Below are 17,132 nucleotides of genomic sequence, written 5' to 3' on the forward strand. Positions count from 1 at the left end.
GCGAGGGGGAAGGGGGAGCGGACGCACACGGCGTCGGCCGACGAGACCGTCATCGGACACTCACTCCTTCACGCACATCGGGATCGAAACATCAGGATCTTTCGACCGGAACCCCCCGATGCTCCCACCGGGCCGGACCCGGGCGCAACCGAATTACGGCCGCTCGAACCGCTCCCGGCGGCCCAGCTTGCGCAGTCGCATCCACTCCCGCAGACCCTGCGGATCACGCCGCGTGACGAGGAAATACCACCCGAACCGCACCCATTCCTGCGGCAGCAGCTTCCGCATGCCCGGCTGGGACAGCAGATAACCCCGGTTGCGGTAGGTGAAGAAGCGTTTCGTCTCGTTGTCCGGGTACTGCGTATGCATGCGGCCACCGAGGATCGGCTTGAACTCCTCCGCGCCGTTCGGGTGCACGTACGCCGTCTGCAGGCAGGTGCCGAACGGCAGCCCCGACCGCACCAGCCGGCGATGCACCTCCACCTCGTCGCCGCGGACGAACAGCCGCAGGTCGGGGACGCCGACCGTGTCGATCGCCGACGCCCGGAACAGGGCGCCGTTGAACAGGGACGCGATGCCCGGGAGCAGGTCGGCGGAGTCGTCGCCGTCGGCGAACAGTTCGGAGCGCAGCCGTCGCCACTCCACACCGCGGCGCAGCGGGAACGCGAGACGGTCGGGGTCGTCGATGTCACAGACCACGGGGGAGACCTCCGCCAGCCCGTGCCGCTGCGCGCAGTCGAGCAGCGTCTCCAGGACCTTCGGGCCCTCGGGTCTGCCGTCGTCGTCGGCGAGCCACACCCAGTCGGCGCCGAGCGAGAGCGCGTAGAGGATGCCGAGCGCGAAGCCGCCCGCCCCGCCGAGGTTGTGCTGCGACCCGAGATAGCTGACGGGAATGCCGGACGATTCGACGAGCGCTCGCACGTCGTCCTCGGCGGCGTTGTCGACGACCACCAGATGGTCCAGCGGACGCGACTGCGAACCGAGCACCTTCAGCGATTCCGCCAGCAGTTCGCGGCGCTTGTGGGTGACGACGACGCCGACGATCCGCTCGGCAGGAGCGCTCACGCGGACTCCGCCTCGGCCTCCGCGGCCGTGCGAACGGGACGGTCGTTCGATCCGACGCTACGGGCGTCCCGTTCGGCCGAGGCGCCGAGCCCGGACTTCTCCCGGTCCATCTCGTAGATGACGTGCCGGACGTGATCGGCGGCGTCGTCACCCTCGTACGCGCGGACGACGTCCTCGATGCCGCCCTGCTGCCGGATCCGGCCGTGATCGATCCACATGGCCGTGTCGCAGAGCTGGGCGAGGAACTCGTTGGAGTGGCTGGCGAACACCAGGATGCCGGAGCGTTCCACGAGGGCCTGCAGACGCACCCGCGCCTTTTTCATGAACTCCGCGTCGACGGCGCCGATGCCCTCGTCGAGCAGCAGGATCTCCGGGTCGATGCTGGTGACCACGCCCATTGCGACGCGCACCCGCATACCGGTGGAATACGTGCGCAGCGGCATCGACAGGTATTCGCCCAGCTCGGTGAACTCGGCGATCTCGTCCATCTTCGCGAGCATCTGCTTGCGGGTCTGCCCCAGGAACAGGCCGCGGATGATGATGTTCTCGTAGCCGGAGATCTCGGGGTCCATGCCCACGCCGAGGTCGAAGACCGGGGCCACCCGGCCGCGGATGCTCGCGCTGCCGCGGGTGGGCTCGTAGATGCCCGACAGCAGCCGCAGCAACGTCGACTTGCCCGCGCCGTTGTGGCCGACCAGGCCGATCCGGTCGCCTTCCTTCAGCGACAGGTTGATGTCGCGCAGGGCCTCGACCACCACGACGTCCGAATTGTTTCGCCCGATGGAACCGCCGGCCTTGCCGAGGAACGCCTTCTTCAGCGACCGGGACTTGGCGTCGAAGATGGGGAAGTCGACGCAGGCGTCCCGCGTCTCGATGCTCACATGCTCCGCCATTTGCCCCTCGCTCCGCTCAACCGTTGTCATGGTGACCCCTAAACCCAGTAGGGCACGCGGGCCCGGTACTTGCGAAGCGCGAGGATGGCGGCGGTCCACCCGACGGCGGTGATGGCCAGCACGATGTACCAGTGGTACGCCTGCTGGTCCTGCCCGATCATCGGTGCGCGCACGATGTCGAGGTAGTGGAACAGCGGGTTCAGCTCGGCGAGCTTGGCGCGCTCGGCGGCCTGACCGCCCTGCGCCTCGAGGCTCTGCGTGGTCCACATGATCGGCGTCAGCACGAACAGCAGCAGCGTCATGCTGCCGAGGATCGGCGCGATGTCCCGGTACCGGGTGGAGAAGATGCCGAACATGATCGACACCCACGCGGCGTTGACGACGATCAGCCCGATCGCCGGAATCGCGGCCAGCGACATCCAGGTCAGGTGCCGCCACACCCCGAACACGAACAGCATGATCACGTAGATCACGAGGTTGTGGGCGAACAGCAGCAGTTGCCGCCACACGAGCCGGTACACGTGCACGCTCAGCGCCGACGGCAGCTGTTTGATCAGCCCCTCGTTGGCGATGAACACCTCGGACCCCTCGAGGATGCTCGCGCTGATCAGGTTCCAGACGATCAGACCCACGGTGACGTACGGCAGGAACTCGTCCAGCGGGATGTCCAGCAGCGCGGAGTACAGGATGCCCATCGCCGCGGCCTGCACGCCGGTCGCGATCGTGATCCAGAACGGACCGATCACCGACCGGCGGTAGCGCTGCTTGATGTCCTGCCAGCCGAGGCTCAGCCACAGCTCGCGCTGAGCGAAGCCGTCCCCGAGGTCCCTGAACGCGCGACGGAAGGTCTGCGAATCGGACGCCGGGAGCGGGCCGCCTGCGGCCTCGGTTTCGATAGCGGATGCTGACACGGGCACCGAGCCTACCGGGAGTCGAGTTCCATGCTGATTGCCCGTTGCTACAGGTACTGGCCCGTACCGCTCGACTGCGACCCCGAATCGTTGTTGTGCGGCCCGTGCGGGTTGCCCATGCTGAGGCCCGGAGGCAGCGCGCCCTGACGCATCTGCTCGAGCTGGGAGCGGGCCGCCATCTGCTGGGCGAACAGGGCCGTCTGGATGCCGTGGAACAGTCCCTCTAGCCACCCCACCAGCTGCGCCTGTGCGATGCGGAGTTCGGCGTCGGTCGGGACGGTGTCGTCGGTGAAGGGAAGCGTGAGGCGTTCGAGTTCGTCGCGCAGTTCGGGGGCGAGGCCCTGCTCGAGCTCGTGGATCGACGACTCGTGGATCTGCCGCAACCGGTTGCGGCTGGCGTCGTCGAGCGGCGCGGCGCGCACTTCTTCGAGAAGCTGCTTGATCATGGTGCCGATGCGCATGACCTTGGCCGGCTGCTCCACCATGTCGGCCACCGATTCGGCGCCGTTGCCGTTCGCGTCTCCGGCGGGTTCGGGGTCTTCGGATTTGCTCGCGGCCTCGGCGACGGGGATCGCCATGGGTTGACCGTCGGGGCCGATCACGACGACGTGTTCATTCTCCGAGTTCGTCATGCCTCCATCTTGTCTGTTCCTGCTCGGCGGCGCGAAGGTGCGTCCGATTTGGGGCCATTCCATTTTGTTGCTCATCGCAACAATTGATGGCTGGCTTCGACCGTATTGACTTGGGGTCTTAGAGTGTCGGGCATGGCTTACGACGTTGCCCGCGTTCGGGGACTCATCCCCTCACTCGGCGACGGTTGGATCCATCTCGATCCGCAGGCCGGCATGCAGATTCCGGATGCGGTGTCACGCACTGTCTCGACAGCCTTCCGGGCCTCTGCCTCTTCGTCGACCGGACGACATGTGTCCAGCCGGCGCAGTGCGGCGGTACTCGATGCGGCCCGAGCAGCCGTCGCCGACCTGGTCGGAGGCGATCCCGCCGGGGTCGTCCTCGGCCCCGACCGATCCGTTCTCCTCGCCTGGCTCGCGGAATCGCTCAGCACCCGCCTCGGCCTCGGAACCGGCCTGGTGCTCTCCCGCCTCGACGAAGAAGCGAACGTCGCGCCCTGGTTGCGCGTCGCCAGCCGCTACGGCGCCCAGGTGCGGTGGGCGGAAGTCGAGATCGAGACCTGCGAGCTCCCCAGCTGGCAGTTCCAGGACCTCATCACCACCACGACGCGTCTCGTCGCACTCACCGCCGCCTCCCCGATCGTCGGCTCGGCGCCCGACGTCCGCGTCGCGTCGGACCGCGTGCACGAGGTCGGTGGGCTGATGGTCGTCGACGCGATCGGCGCCGCCCCCTACGCGCACGTCGACATCAACGAACTCGGCGCCGACATCGTCGCCGTCGGTGCCACGTCCTGGGGTGGACCGCAGGTCGGTGCCCTCGTCTTCCGCGACCCGAGCCTCCTCGACCGCATCCCCGCCGTGTCGCTCAACCCCTACGCGCGGGGTGTCGAACGTCTCGAGGTCGGGGGGCACCAGTTCGCGCTCCTCGCCGGTCTCACCACCTCCATCGACTTCCTCGCGAACCTCGACGAGTCGGCCACCGGCTCCCGGCGCGAGAAGCTCGAAGCGTCCATCAGCTCGCTGCAGAACTACCAGGACACCCTGTTCGACCACCTCATGGCGTCGCTGAAGCGACTACCGCAGGTGATGGTCATCGGGCGCTCGCCCAGCCGGGTTCCGACGCTCAGCTTCACCGTCGCGGGCGTCTCGGCCGACAAGGTTGCCTCGCACCTCGCCGACAAGCGCATCGCCACCGTCAGCGGCGTCCACGGCGGCTCCCGGCTGCTCGACGCACTCGGCGTCAACGACGAGGGCGGCGCCGTCACCATCGGTCTCGCGCCGTACACCACCCGCTACGAGATCGACCAGCTCGTCAACGAGCTCGCCACCCTGGGCTGAGTACGCCCTTGGCCCCGTGCCGCGCCCGGTCCACCGCCGCCGCGCCCAATGTGACATTCGTTCCGTGGGACTGGACGAATGTCACACCGGGCGACGACGGGGAGCGTCAGTTCCGCGGGATCGTGAGGATCACCTTGCCGACGGTGTCCGCCGAATCGAGCAGCTCGTGCCCGCGCGGCGCCTCGGTGATGGGCAGTTCGGCCGACACGATGGGGTGCACCGCGCCCTCCGCGATCAGCGGCCACAGCCGCTTCCGGACGTCGGCGACGATGTCGGCCTTGCCCTCGCGTCCCGCCTCGGGGCGTCCCCGGAGTCCGGCGGCCGTCACGTGCCCGCGTTTGCCGAGCAGCTTGCCCAGGTCGAGTTCGCCCTTGCGCCCGCCCTGCATGCCGATGACGACGAGCCGGCCGTCGGCGGCGAGCACGTCCACGTTGCGGTCGAGGTAGGCGCCGCCCATGTTGTCGAGGATGACGTCGGCGCCGTGACCGTCGGTCGCCTTGCGGATCTCGTCGACGAAGTCGGCCTCGCGGTAGTTGACGAGGATGTCGGCGCCGAGTTCGCGGCAGCGCGCCAGCTTCTCCTCGGACCCGGCGGTGACGGCCACGCGGGCCCCCAGCGCAACGCCCACCTGGATGGCGTGGGTGCCGATGCCGCCACCACCGCCGTGCACCAGCAGCACGTCGCCGCGGGACAATCCGGCGCCCATCACGACGTTCGACCACACCGTGCATGCGACCTCCGGCAGCGACGCGGCGACGCGCAGGTCCACGCCCTCGGGCAGCGGGAGCAGCTGCGACGCCGGGACGGCGACCTTCTCCGCGTAGCCGCCGCCGGACAGCAGCGCGCACACCTGGTCGCCGACGGACCACCCCGACACGCCCTCGCCCAGTTCGGCGACCGTGCCGGAACATTCGAGCCCGAGGATGTCGCTGGCTCCGGGCGGCGGCGGGTAGAACCCCTGCCGCTGCAGCAGGTCGGCGCGGTTCACGGCTGTCGCGGCGACGTCGAGGAGGACGTGTCCGGGTGGGATTTCCGGGTCCGGCTGCTCGGCCCACGTCATGACTTCGGGGCCGCCCGGCTGGTCGATCGTGATCGCATACATGGGGACGACGCTAGCGAAATGCGGCGGCGTCCGGTGCCCGCGACCGATCCGAGCGACCACTCGGCCTCGTCCGGTACCGCAGGCTACTGGAAAGTAATGTCGCACTACTAGAATGTGAACCTGTGACAGCAGAAACCTCCGACGCCGCAGCGGCGACCAACTGGTTGACCCCTGCCGAGATGCGCGCGTGGCGCGGGTACATGGACGGCAACCAGCGGCTGATGGACATCCTCAACCGGGATCTGCAGGAGAAACACGATCTCTCCCTGGCGGACTACCGGATTCTGGTACTGCTGTCCGAGTCTCCGGACGGTTCCCTGCGCATGAGCGATCTGGCGGACGGCGTCCTCTCCTCCCGCAGCCGCCTCACCCACCAGATCCGGCGGATGGAGGCGCAGGGCATGGTCGGCCGCGACACGTGCGTCGAGGACGGCCGTGGCGTGCTCGCCGTCATCACCGACGAAGGTCGCGCCCGGCTCGCCGCGGCGGCGCCCACTCATGTGGCCGGGGTGCGCAGCAACCTCGTCGATCTGCTCACCAAGTCGCAGCTGAAGGTTCTCGCCGAGGTGTTCGAACGCGTAGACAAGGCCATCGGCGACCGCTGACCGGTTGCCCGATGCCGACTCCGTACCGATAAGATCGCCCACGGAAGCGTGGCAGAGCGGCCGAATGCACTCGCCTTGAAAGCGAGCGTCGTGAAAGCGACCGGGGGTTCAAATCCCTCCGCTTCCGCCAACGACCGGCAGCCCTGATCTGGTATCTCGCCAGATCAGGGCTGCCGTCGTTTCTACTTCTTGCGGGACTTCGGTTGTTTCGGCGGCAGTGCGGCGATCTCGGCGAGCGCGCGTTCGACCCACGGTGTGGCGAGGCCCGGGGTGTTCCGCCACTGGTCCGGCAGGGCCAGGTATTCGCGCATCGGCTTCTCTCCCGGCCCGAACGGACCGGCGCCGTCGGCGGACGCCAGTTCGTCCTTCGCCTGCTCGGTGAGGAGCCGGACCCCGACGCTCGGCCCGAGGAGTCCGGCGAACATGTTCCCGTTGACGAAGGCGCCGAGGTTGCCGAACATCGGTTTCACCTCGACGCCGGGGGTGTCGGGGATCAGTGACCGGAAGAACTGTTTGTCCTCCTCGGAGGGTTTGGGCATCTTCACGGTTTCAGGAATCCTGACGTTCCGCGGGCGTCATGATGCTGAAGGTCGCGCCCTGCGGGTCGGCGACGCCGGCCATCCGGCCGACGGTGGGGATGTCCATCGCCTCTTCGACGATCTTGCCGCCGAGTGCCACGACCTTCGCTGCGCTGGCGTCGACGTCCTCGACCGCGAAGTAGACGCGCCAGTGGTTCGGTGTGCCGGCCGTCAGCGGCTGCCCGCACCCACACACCTGGTCTCCGCCCACCTCGAACAGCGTGTAGGTGTATTCCGGGCCCATGGACATCTGCGACGTCGTGATCCCGAAGACGCTGGTGTAGAACGCAACTGCCGTGTCGACGTCGCCGGTGTTCAGTTCGTTCCAGACGCAGGCGCCGGGATCGCCGACGAGGGAGGCGCCGATGTGCTTGTTCGCCTGCCACAGTCCGACGGCCGCCCCGGTGGGGTCGGTGACGAAGGTCATGCGGCCCGCTTCCCCCACGTCGAACGCAGGCATCAGAACCTGGCCGCCGGCGGCGGGGACCTTTCCGACGGTCGCATCGACGTCGTCGACCGCGATGTAGGTGTTCCAATTCGCGGGGGCCCCGGCCCCGGCTGCGTCGGGTTGCAGCGGCGCGATGGCGGCGACGTTCCGCCGCGCACGGTGGCCATGGAGTAGACGGGTCCTTCGGGCATCGGCCGGTCGTCGTACTCCCAGCCGAACAGTTCGGAATAGAACTTCTTGGCCGCGTCCTGATCGCGGGCCTGGAGGTCGACCCAGCTCGGTGTCCCCTGGGCGTATTCCGATTTGATGGGCATGACGGTTCCTTTCCGTTGTGTGTCAGGCTGCCGGGACGGGACGACGGCCGGTGTACGCGACGAGCCGGGTCACCGCGTCGCTGGCATGCGGGGCGGGTACGGGGTCGTCGAAGCCGACGGCTTTCCTGCCCTCGGGCGAGATGATCTTGTGCGTCAACGTCAGCACGTATTCGGCGAGAGCTTCGGGGATGGCCGCCGGCCGCCCGGTCGCGGCCGCGAAATCCCAGGCGTGGACCAGGAATTCGATCGAGAGGATCCCTGCGGCGACGGTGGCGGGGATGTCGTTCGGGCCGACGGTCACCGTGCCGTCCAGGCCGCGACCGCGCCACGCCTCCAGTGCGGGCTGGGCGAGGTCGGCGATTCTGATTTCGACGGGTTTTCCGGGGTCGTCGTCGAACTGCGCTCCGGCCGCGCCGCCGAGGGTGGTGATCGAGCCGACGAGGTGATCGGCGAGCTGGGCGACGGTGAACTCGGTGCAGGCCGTCTGCGCCGACATGTCGTCCGCAGTGACGTCCCGCAGGACCCGTTGGACGACCGCCAATGTGGCCTCGGCGCTGGACAGTTCGTCGAGCGGATCGGGTGCGGCCGCCCACTCGTCGGGGCCGGCGTCGCTGTTCTGCGCGGCGACGACGAGACGATCCAGGTAATGGTTCCAACCTTCCGCATGGCGTACGGCCTGGGCGTCGGTGAGTCCGTCGTGCACGAGGCGCACCTCGGTTCCGCCTGCGGTGGGGGTGAGTGTCACCGTCACGGTGGACGTGCCCGGCGGGAGTTCGTCGTCGCCTTCCCATCCCCAGGTGAACACCACCCGCTTGCCGGGGACGATCTCGGAGAACGTGCCGGTGGCGGAATGTCCGGGGACGACGGTCCATCGGTACTCGCCGCCCGCCTGCAGGTCGACGCGGGCGGCGACGGTCTGCCACCGCCGCAATCGTTCCGGTCGGGTGACGAGGTCGAATGTCGCGTCCGGGTCCAGGGGGACGACGACGGTCTTGTCGAAAGGCATCAACTGTCTCCTTTGGAAGCTGCTTCCTCGGTGGCGTCCGCGACGAGCCGGTCGAGTTCGTCGATCCAGAAGGAGTCGAACAACGTGCGGAGTTGCACGAGTCCCTGCGGGTCGAGCCGGTAGTACCTGAAGCGTCCGTCCTTGCGTGCAGTGACCAGTCCCGCCTCGGTGAGCACCCTGAGATGTTGCGATATCGCCGACCGGCTCGCGGGGAAGTGTGCGGCGAGGTTGTTGACGGTCTGTTCACCAGATGTCAGCAGTTGCATGAGGCGTCTCCGGGTGGGCTCAGCTGCGACTTCCAACTGATCGAGCACGACCAATACGTTAGTCGTGACTAACGCGTTGTGCAATGGGTCTCGCCGACGGGCCGGAGAGGTGGGAGAATTCGTAAGCGACGAGGGAGTGAAAAATGACAACGTCAAGCCCCTGGCCCACGATTCACGACGAACGCCGCGCCCTGGTGGACGACCTCGAACCGCTGACCGAAGAGCAGTGGTCGACGCCGTCTCTCTGCGAGCGGTGGACAGTGCGGGACGTGTTCGCGCACATGACGGCGACGGAGAAGATGACGCCGCCGAAGTTCGTCGGAAAATTCGTCGGATCGGGATTCCGCATCAACACCATGTTCGAGAAGGACATCGCCCACGAAGAGGAAGGAACACCGGCCGAGGCGCTCGACGAATTCCGGGCGCACATGGGCGACTCCACGCATCCGCCCGGCCCCATCGACGCCATGCTCGGCGAGATGATCGTCCACGGCGAGGACATCCGCCGCCCGCTCGGCATCACGCACGACTACCCGATGGACGCCGTCGTCCGCGTCGCCGACTTCTACAAGAATTCCAACCTGCTCATCGGCTCGAAGTCCCGGGTCGCGGGCCTGACGCTGCGGGCCACCGACACCGACTGGACCACCGGATCGGGCCCGGAGGTCTCCGGTCCGATGCTCGCGCTGGTGCTGGCGATGACGGGTCGCAGCGCCGCCCTCGGCGAACTCGGCGGCGTCGGTCTCGACCAGCTGAAGTCCGCCCTCGCGAAGTAACGGTCCGGCATCCGCCGCCGCACCCTTTCTGCGTAGCCGCACCCGAATTCTGGCCCAGAAGGGGTGCGGCCGCGGGAAACGGATGCGTTTATCGAGGTGCGGACTGCAGTGACTACAACGTGATCGGGCTGGGGCACACAGCTGTCACAAACCCTCTAAGCTCTTGTTGACCGGACGCATTTTGTACTGTGCAATCGGGGTCCACACAGTCCGGGGAAGAGGGATTTCTGTATGCGTCGCGAAGCATTGGCTGCTGCCGGTATGGCAGTGTCACTGGCCCTTCTGGGGCCGGCGTTCACTGCAGTCGCCGACCCGGCGCCTGCTCCGGCCGCGCCGCAGAACAACAGGGTCGCCAGCGTCGACAAGATCGTTCCGCTCACCGACACCCGCAGTGCCGTCTTCATCAATTCCCCCGCCATGGGCAGGGTCGTGCAGGTGCAGGTCCTGCATCCCGCCGGGGGCGGATCGAGGCCGTCGCTGTATCTGCTGGACGGCGTCAGCGCGGGCGCCGAGTCGAACTTCCAGGAGAGCACCTGGACGCAGAAGACGGACGTCGTCCAGTTCTTCGCCGACAAGAAGGTCAACGTGGTGCTCCCGGTGGGGGGCACCGCCAGCTACTACACCGACTGGCTGCAGCCCGACCCCACGCTGGGAGTCAACAAGTGGGAGACGTTCCTGGCCAACGAACTCCCGCCGATCATCGACCGGAACTTCAGCGGAAACGGCGTCAACGCCGTCGCGGGTGTGTCGATGGGCGCGATGGGCGCCGCCAACCTCATCACCCGGCACCCCCAGCTCTACCGCGGACTGGCCGCCTACAGCGGATGCCTCGACAACTCGAATCCCAGCTCGCGCGACTCGGTCCGCGGCACGGTGGCGTTCAAGGGCGGAAACCCGGCCAACATGTGGGGGCCCGACACCGATCCGGCCTGGACCGCTCACGATCCGTCGGTGAATGCCGAAGCCTTGCGCGGCAAGCAGATCTACATCTCCACGGGCAACGGGCTCCCCGGACCGTACGAGATCGGGGGAGATATCGCGTCGACGATCGCGGTGGGTGGTCCGCTCGAGGCGGCCGCGAACCTGTGCACACAGACGTTCCAGCAGCGACTGACCCAGCTCGCGATTCCGGCGACGTTCACCTACCGGAACTTCGGCACGCATTCGTGGCCGTACTGGCAGGACGAGCTGCGGACGTCGTGGCCGGTCCTGAAGAACGCGCTCGGCGTCTGACCGCGCTCACTGTCAGCCGATCACCGTGATCCGGTCGGTGGTCGGCGGCGCCACGGGTGATCGCGCTCCCAGATACGCCGTGAAGGCGTCCAGGTCGCAGCCCGCGTGCACGGCCTCGGTGCGGCTGCGGAACGCGTCGAAGCCGTCGCCGCCGTCGGCGAGGAACTTGTTGACCGCCACCCGGTAGATGTTCTCGGGAGTGACCGCTGCGCCGTTCACCCGCAGGTCCGAGATGCGTTCGCCGACAATCGCCGAGCGGTTCATCGTGTACGTCAGTGAACTCGACGGGGCGAGGATGCGCTCGGAGATCGTGCCGTCGCCGCGCGGCTGGAACTGCTGCTCCAACGCGGACTTCAGCGTCGCGCCGGTGACCGTGAGAACTTCGAGGGTGTTGCCGAACGGCTGAGCGGCGTAGGCCTGTCCATAGGTGACGGCGCCGTCCGGGCCCGGCAGCAGGTCGTCCCGGAGCCCGCCGGGGTTGGTGAGCGCCACCTGGGCGCCGTGCCCGGAACCCGCGGCCAGCTGGGCGTCGGCGACAACGTTGCCGAGGGTGGACTCGCCGCTGCCGTTCGCGTCGCGGGTGAGGTCACCCACAAGCGACGCGACCCGCGCCCCGCCGACCTCGGAGGCCCGGCGGGCGGCGTCGTCGGCGAGCGCCTGGATGCCGGGATCGGGCGGGATGTCGTGGGTGACCACCTGATTGAACGAGGACGCGCGGTCGCGCAGGATGTCGCGGGTGGTGCGGTCGATCGTCACGTCGACCACCGAGATGATCCGGCCGTGCGACGCGCCCTGCATCATCACCCGCGGGTTCCCCATCGGGTCGGGGAACGAGCAGTTGTACTGCTGATGGCTGTCGGCGGTGAAGATGACGTCGACCTTCGGGGACGCCCGCAGCGCGAGGTCGCGCGCGGGTCCGGACGTCACCTCGCACGAGTTGGGGCCGTTGTCGGCGACGGGTTCGGCGCCCCTGTGCATCAGCAGGGCGATGGCCCGCACCCCGAAGAAGTCGAGGAGATCCGCCGTCCGGTCGACGGCCGCGAGTTCGTCCGTGAACCGCAGCCCACCCACGCCCTCGGACGTCACCATCCGCGCGGTGTCGGCGGGCATGGTCGCGATCACCCCGACCGGGATTCCCTCCACGTAGTCGACGGTGAAGGGAAGCGTTGCCGGCGCGCCGTTCTCGAACTCCATATTCGCGGCGAGGAGCGGGAACCGGGCGCCCTCGAACGTGTCCCCGAAGCGGCAGCCGTCGACGGGATGGCAACCGCCGGTCTGCATCCGCCGGAATTCCGCGTACCCCTCGTCGAGTTCGTGATTGCCGATCGCGGACGCGTCGACGCCCATCCGGTTGAGGAGTTGCACGGTCGGTTCGTCGTGGAACATCGCGGATTCGAGTGCCGACGACCCCCAGTTGTCACCCACCGAGTACAGCAGCGAATGCGTCGCCTGGCCGCGCAACTGGTCGACGTAGGCGGCCAGGTAGGCGGCGCCGCCGGCCGGGGCCAGCGAACCGTCGGCGTGCTTCACCTGACTGCGGACGCCCGGCGGTGGTTCGAGGCTGCCGTGGAGGTCGTTGAACGCGAGCAGCCGGACCGACACGGTCGTGTCCTGCGCCTGCGCCGCGGACAGCCCCGACGTCACCGACACCGTGAGCGCCGTCGACAGTCCGGCCGCCAGCGCGGCGGTGCGGAGCGCGGCACGGCGACGCATGTGGGGGCTCCCTTCGGCAAAACCTCACTGAGTCTGCCAACAAGGAGTCACGGGCGTTATACCCGTGGGTAACGTTTACGTCTCGAGCGTTACGCCCGGACCGCCACGTTCGCGACCGCTCGGGCCTCGGCGCCCGTGGCGAAGGCGAGGAACGCGTCGTTCTCCGCCGGATCGCCGATCGTGATCCGCACCCCGTCGTCGCCGTACGGGCGCAGCAGCACACCGGCCTCGGCGCTGGCGGCCGCGAACGGTCCGGAGTGCGTTCCCAGCGGCAGGTAGACGAAGTTGGCGGCCGATTCGGGCACCTCGTAGCCGGCGGCGATCAGGGCGTCGCGCACCCGGTTCCGCTCGGCGATGACACCGTCCGTGCGCGCGAGCAGTTCGGCGGACGCGGCCAGCGACGCGATGGCGGCGGCCTGCGCGACGGCATTGACCGCGAACGCGATGTGCACCTTGCTCAGGGCGGTGACGACGGCGGGGTCGGCGACCGCGTACCCCACCCGGATGCCCGCGAGACCGTAGGCCTTGGAGAAGGTGCGCAGCACCACCACGTTGGGGCGTCCGCGGAACAGTTCGATGCCGTCGGCGTCGGACCGGTTGTATTCGAAGTAGGCCTCGTCCAGGGCGACCAGGACGTGCGCGGGAACGGCGTCGAGGAAACGTTCGAGTTCGGCCTTGGTGAGGGCGTTGCCGGTGGGGTTGTTCGGGTTGCAGACGAAGATCAGCCGGGTGCGGTCGGTGACCGCGGCGGCCATGGCGTCGAGGTCGTGACCGTGGTCCGCGGTGAGCGGAACCTTGACCGGCGTCGCCCCGCCCACCTGGGTGACCACGGGGTAGGCCTCGAACGACCGCCACGCGAAGACGACCTCGTCGCCGTCGTTGCACGTGGCCTGCACCAGCTCCTGGCACAGGCTGACCGAACCGCAGCCCGCGGCGATGTTCTCGGTGGCCACCCCGAGGTGGTCGGCGAGCGCCGCGATCAGAGCGACGTGACCGTTGTCGGGGTACCGGTTGGCGTTCCCGACGGCGTCGGCGATGGCGTCCCGCACACTCGGCAACGGGCCCAGCGTGGTCTCGTTGCTCGCCAGCTTGATCGCGCCCGGAAAATTCTTGCCGGGGACGTAGGCCGGAATCGTGTCGAGGTCTGCCCTGGTTCGCGGAGTCACCAGGCGATTATGCGCCTCCCGATCCTCTGCGCCGACGCCCCCTTCGTGCCAAGGTAGGGACATGTCGGGATTCTTCAGGGACAGTGCAGCCCTGCGGACGTCCGGAGACGCGCCGGAAGGTCCTCAGCTGCGAGTTCCGCTCACCGCGGTGGAACCGGACGGTCCGGCGCGGGGCGGCATCGTGGTCCTGCACGAGTCACGAACGTTCAGTGAAGCTCTCCTCGATCTGATGCGCGCGCTCGCGATGGAGGGGTGGGTGACGGTCGCGCCGCACCTCTTCCACCGGGAACCGGCGCCCAGCGACATCGAGGTGTTCGGCGAAACGCTGTTCGCAGACTTCGACGCCACGTTCGACTGGCTCCTCGCGCGGGGCATCTACGCCGACTGCGTGGGGGTACTGGGATTCGACGACGCCGGGACCGCGGCCCTGCTCGTCGCGACGACGCGTCCCGTCGGTGCCGCCGTGAGCGTCGCCGCCCGCGGAATCGTCGAGCCGCTGTCGGAGGACGCGCCCGCGCTGGTGCACGCCGCCCCCGACCTGAAGGCGCCGTGGCTCGGTCTGTACGGGGAGGACGATCCGTCGACGCCGCCCGATCAGGTCGAGCTGCTGCGCGACGCCACCGCCCGATCCGACGTCGCGGGGCTCGTAGTGAGTTATGCCGGGCTCGCGCACCGGGCCGACGAACCGCCTCAGGTCCCCGACGGCCGCGACGACGACCCGGGGGTGGAGGCCATCGTCGACGCGCAGAGGCGGATCTTCGACTGGTTCGACGGCTACCTGCGGTAGAGCGGCCATCCTTGCGCTCTGACCAGCCGTTTTGCCTTTGTGGTGGAAAGGTGTGTAATCTTTCGCACCGGCGGTCCGAAGGGATCGGAACCACCCCAGGGAGGCGTGCCAGAGCGGCCGAATGGGACTCACTGCTAATGAGTTGTCCCTTTTACGAGGGACCGGAGGTTCAAATCCTCTCGCCTCCGCCACACCGGGCCTAGACGGCCGGTGCAAGTTAGACAACTGAAGAACATGCGCCCGTAGCTCAACGGATAGAGCACTTGACTACGGATCAAGAGGTTAGGGGTTCGAATCCCTTCGGGCGCACCACGAAGCCCCCGTCAACTGCAGTGATGCAGTGGCGGGGGCTTCTCGTTGTGGTCGGCCGGGCGGTCACGACGTTCGCGTGCTCGATTCGAGACCGATCGTCGTGGTGGTCGAACCGAGACCGATTCGTGGCCAGCCGGCGGTGACCGCGATGAACCCGGAGATGGGTATCGCGTCCAGCCAGTAGTGCGGTTCGGTCCGGTATTCGGGCGGCCCGCTCTGCGCCGACTTGGACGCCGACGCCGGATGGTAGGGGTCGGCCTCGCCCTCGACGTCGTCGACGCGGGCGCGCACGGACAGATAGGACCATCGGGTCGACGGATCGTCGGGATCGGACAGCGACCGTGTTTCGTACTGCGCCAGTTCTGCGGGCCTGCCCGTGGCCGTCAGGGCCATCCGGAGGTGGAGGCCGTCCGGGAACGCCACGATCTCGAACAGTTCGAGGGTGAGGTGTTCTTCGGTCGTGAGAAGTAGCGGGCCGTGGACTTGATGTCCCCCGGTGGTGGGTGGCGCTACTGCCGGCCAACGCGGTCTGCGCATACTCCTATGTTCCCACCGATCCGAATGCAGATGCAATGGTGGACAACGCAGTTCATGCCGTGTAGGAGCGGGCGCAGCCGTGATCTCAGCGGGTGGGCGGGACGAACTCCGGTTGGTCGAGGAGGCGCAGCCACGTTCCGTCCGGTTGCCTGCGCACCACCTGCGCCCGCGCGCCGGATCCGTCCTTGGGCGGGGTGGAGGTGAGGGCGATGTCGTCACTGATCAGTGTGGGGAGCGGGGTCTCGAGTTCGAAGTGCGGGGCGTTCGCGAGCACCGATTCCCACAGCTTCCGGATGGCCTCCCGGCCGACCGTCCGGCTGCCGGGCGGATAGGCCATGACGGCGTTCTCCTCGTACAGCGCGGCGACCCCGGCGGCGTCGCCTGCGTTGCTCCGCTCGACGAACAGGCGGGTGAGGTCTTCGGGCTTCAGGGCCTTCTCGTGGTCCGACATTGCGCATCCTCTCGTAGGTGATCTGTTGCCATCTCCCAGGGTGGCGCCTGCACAACCGGAAGTCCAACAGATAGTTGTGCTGAGTACTAGAATCTATGGTTATGGAACTTCGGCAGCTCGAGTACTTCGTCGCGGTCGCCGAGGAAGCGAACTTCACCCGCGCCGCCGAACGCGTCCACATCAGCCAGTCGGGGATCAGCGCGCAGATCCGGCAGCTCGAACACGACCTCGGCGCGACGCTGATCGACCGGTCGAGCCGGACCGCGACACTCACGTCCGCGGGGGAGGCGGCGCTCGTGCACGCCCGCGCGGCCCTCGCCTCGGCGGAGGCGGTGCGCCAGGCGGTGGACGACGAGAACCAGTTGGTCCGCGGCCGCCTCGTCGTCGGGATGGTCACCGCCTGCACGGTGAAACCTCTGTTCGACGCGCTGTCCGCGTTCCATCTCGCGCACCCGGGCATCGAGATCACGCTGACCGAGGACAATTCGGACCGCCTGATCGACCGTGTCCGTTCCGGCGCGACCGATCTGGCTCTCGTCGCCACCGCGTCCGCACCACCGGACGGGCTGGACGCCTTCCCGATCATCAGCGAGGGGCTGGTCGCTGCGGTGACCCCCGGTCATCCGCTGGCGCGGCGTTCCCGCGTCGCTCTGGCCGAACTCGTCGACCATACGATCGTCTGTATGCCGACCGGGACGGGCATCCGGACGGTGTTCGACCAGGCGTGTGCGGCCGCGGGCCTCCGCCCCGAGATCGCCCTGCAGGCGAGTGCACCGGATGCGGTCGCCGACCTCGCGATCCGCGGACTGGGGGTCGCGATCCTCAGCGAATCGATGGCGACCGACTACCGGGGCCGGCTGACGGCGGTCGCGCTCGACGACGTCGACATCCCGGCCGTGCTCGCGCTGGTCTGGAGGGGTCGCGGCGGCCCCGCGCTGCGCGAACTCGTCCGGCACACCCGCCGCTCCTTCGGGGAACTGCAGACCGACCCGGCCCGGTAGT

General features: G+C 68.3%; 18 protein-coding genes, 3 tRNA genes and 1 pseudogene. 9 read left to right on the top strand and 13 right to left on the bottom strand.

Features of this window, described 5'->3' with window-relative positions; genetic code table 11:
• Positions 1–153: 153 nt before the first annotated feature.
• From ACFTWF_RS07970 to ACFTWF_RS07985, 4 genes are read right to left on the bottom strand one after another with little or no spacing between them, the layout of a single operon-like run.
• Entirely contained in the window at positions 154–1,065 is a 912-nt protein-coding gene (locus tag ACFTWF_RS07970; protein WP_378460712.1) for a glycosyltransferase, read from the bottom strand.
• Positions 1,062–1,958 (bottom strand): ABC transporter ATP-binding protein, encoded by an 897-nt coding sequence (locus ACFTWF_RS07975; protein WP_378460713.1) that lies wholly within the window; start codon positions 1,956–1,958, stop codon positions 1,062–1,064. The genes ACFTWF_RS07970 and ACFTWF_RS07975 overlap by 4 nt, the downstream gene beginning before the upstream one ends.
• Positions 1,959–1,996: 38 nt before the next feature.
• Complete coding sequence (locus ACFTWF_RS07980; protein WP_378460714.1) at positions 1,997–2,869, bottom strand: ABC transporter permease; 873 nt, start codon at positions 2,867–2,869, stop codon at positions 1,997–1,999.
• Between the two features lie 47 nt (positions 2,870–2,916).
• Positions 2,917–3,501, bottom strand: a complete 585-nt coding sequence (locus ACFTWF_RS07985) for a bacterial proteasome activator family protein (protein WP_378460715.1) — start codon at positions 3,499–3,501, stop codon at positions 2,917–2,919.
• Positions 3,502–3,633: 132 nt separating this feature from the next.
• Here ACFTWF_RS07985 and ACFTWF_RS07990 point away from each other — a divergent pair, with 132 nt between their 5' ends.
• Positions 3,634–4,836 (top strand): cysteine desulfurase-like protein, encoded by a 1,203-nt coding sequence (locus ACFTWF_RS07990; RefSeq protein ID WP_378460716.1) that lies wholly within the window; start codon positions 3,634–3,636, stop codon positions 4,834–4,836.
• Between the two features lie 106 nt (positions 4,837–4,942).
• On the opposite strand, the gene ACFTWF_RS07995 is transcribed toward ACFTWF_RS07990, so the two are convergent.
• Complete coding sequence (locus ACFTWF_RS07995; protein ID WP_378460717.1) at positions 4,943–5,938, bottom strand: NAD(P)H-quinone oxidoreductase; 996 nt, start codon at positions 5,936–5,938, stop codon at positions 4,943–4,945.
• A gap of 122 nt (positions 5,939–6,060) precedes the next feature.
• Here ACFTWF_RS07995 and ACFTWF_RS08000 point away from each other — a divergent pair, with 122 nt between their 5' ends.
• Together ACFTWF_RS08000 and ACFTWF_RS08005 are read left to right on the top strand one after the other, a co-directional pair.
• Entirely contained in the window at positions 6,061–6,543 is a 483-nt protein-coding gene (locus ACFTWF_RS08000; protein WP_185727048.1) for a MarR family transcriptional regulator, read from the top strand.
• 42 nt (positions 6,544–6,585) lie between these two features.
• Positions 6,586–6,673: transfer RNA gene (locus tag ACFTWF_RS08005), tRNA-Ser, on the top strand.
• Between the two features lie 52 nt (positions 6,674–6,725).
• Here ACFTWF_RS08005 and ACFTWF_RS08010 read toward each other — a convergent pair.
• From ACFTWF_RS08010 to ACFTWF_RS08025, 4 genes and pseudogenes are all read right to left on the bottom strand, one after another.
• Positions 6,726–7,088, bottom strand: a complete 363-nt coding sequence (locus ACFTWF_RS08010; RefSeq protein ID WP_378460718.1) for a TfoX/Sxy family protein — start codon at positions 7,086–7,088, stop codon at positions 6,726–6,728.
• A gap of 4 nt (positions 7,089–7,092) precedes the next feature.
• Positions 7,093–7,883 (bottom strand): annotated as a pseudogene (locus tag ACFTWF_RS08015) (VOC family protein).
• 22 nt (positions 7,884–7,905) lie between these two features.
• A complete protein-coding gene (locus ACFTWF_RS08020; RefSeq protein WP_378460719.1) occupies positions 7,906–8,889 on the bottom strand; it encodes a TIGR03086 family metal-binding protein in 984 nt (327 codons plus the stop codon).
• A complete protein-coding gene (locus tag ACFTWF_RS08025) occupies positions 8,889–9,155 on the bottom strand; it encodes a helix-turn-helix transcriptional regulator (RefSeq protein WP_241769442.1) in 267 nt (88 codons plus the stop codon). The genes ACFTWF_RS08020 and ACFTWF_RS08025 overlap by 1 nt, the downstream gene beginning before the upstream one ends.
• A gap of 143 nt (positions 9,156–9,298) precedes the next feature.
• On the opposite strand from ACFTWF_RS08025, the gene ACFTWF_RS08030 reads away from it, so the two are divergent.
• Both ACFTWF_RS08030 and ACFTWF_RS08035 read left to right on the top strand, forming a co-directional pair.
• Positions 9,299–9,931, top strand: coding sequence for a maleylpyruvate isomerase family mycothiol-dependent enzyme (locus ACFTWF_RS08030; protein WP_378460720.1), 633 nt, complete (start codon positions 9,299–9,301; stop codon positions 9,929–9,931).
• A 231-nt stretch (positions 9,932–10,162) separates the two neighbouring features.
• On the top strand, positions 10,163–11,164 hold the full coding sequence (locus tag ACFTWF_RS08035; protein ID WP_378460721.1) for an alpha/beta hydrolase: 1,002 nt from the start codon (positions 10,163–10,165) through the stop codon (positions 11,162–11,164).
• 12 nt (positions 11,165–11,176) lie between these two features.
• On the opposite strand, the gene ACFTWF_RS08040 is transcribed toward ACFTWF_RS08035, so the two are convergent.
• Positions 11,177–12,877 (bottom strand): bifunctional metallophosphatase/5'-nucleotidase, encoded by a 1,701-nt coding sequence (locus ACFTWF_RS08040; protein WP_378460722.1) that lies wholly within the window; start codon positions 12,875–12,877, stop codon positions 11,177–11,179.
• Between the two features lie 89 nt (positions 12,878–12,966).
• Positions 12,967–14,043, bottom strand: coding sequence for a histidinol-phosphate transaminase (hisC, locus tag ACFTWF_RS08045; protein WP_378460723.1), 1,077 nt, complete (start codon positions 14,041–14,043; stop codon positions 12,967–12,969).
• Positions 14,044–14,104: 61 nt separating this feature from the next.
• Here hisC and ACFTWF_RS08050 point away from each other — a divergent pair, with 61 nt between their 5' ends.
• The 3 genes from ACFTWF_RS08050 (at position 14,105) to ACFTWF_RS08060 (ending at position 15,142) form a co-directional block, all read left to right on the top strand.
• A complete protein-coding gene (locus ACFTWF_RS08050) occupies positions 14,105–14,830 on the top strand; it encodes a dienelactone hydrolase family protein (RefSeq protein ID WP_378460724.1) in 726 nt (241 codons plus the stop codon).
• Between the two features lie 99 nt (positions 14,831–14,929).
• Positions 14,930–15,021: transfer RNA gene (locus ACFTWF_RS08055), tRNA-Ser, on the top strand.
• A gap of 45 nt (positions 15,022–15,066) precedes the next feature.
• Positions 15,067–15,142 (top strand) — tRNA-Arg (locus ACFTWF_RS08060).
• Positions 15,143–15,205: 63 nt separating this feature from the next.
• Here the strand turns inward: ACFTWF_RS08060 and ACFTWF_RS08065 are convergent.
• Positions 15,206–15,679, bottom strand: a complete 474-nt coding sequence (locus tag ACFTWF_RS08065) for a hypothetical protein (protein WP_378460725.1) — start codon at positions 15,677–15,679, stop codon at positions 15,206–15,208.
• An 85-nt stretch (positions 15,680–15,764) separates the two neighbouring features.
• A complete protein-coding gene (locus tag ACFTWF_RS08070; protein ID WP_378460726.1) occupies positions 15,765–16,130 on the bottom strand; it encodes a YybH family protein in 366 nt (121 codons plus the stop codon).
• A gap of 101 nt (positions 16,131–16,231) precedes the next feature.
• Here ACFTWF_RS08070 and ACFTWF_RS08075 point away from each other — a divergent pair, with 101 nt between their 5' ends.
• Positions 16,232–17,131, top strand: coding sequence for a LysR family transcriptional regulator (locus tag ACFTWF_RS08075; RefSeq protein ID WP_378460727.1), 900 nt, complete (start codon positions 16,232–16,234; stop codon positions 17,129–17,131).
• Position 17,132: the final 1 nt, after the last annotated feature.

The organism is Rhodococcus sp. NPDC056960, from assembly GCF_042674125.1.
In the GTDB taxonomy this organism is placed as follows: Bacteria; Actinomycetota; Actinomycetes; order Mycobacteriales; family Mycobacteriaceae; genus Rhodococcus_F.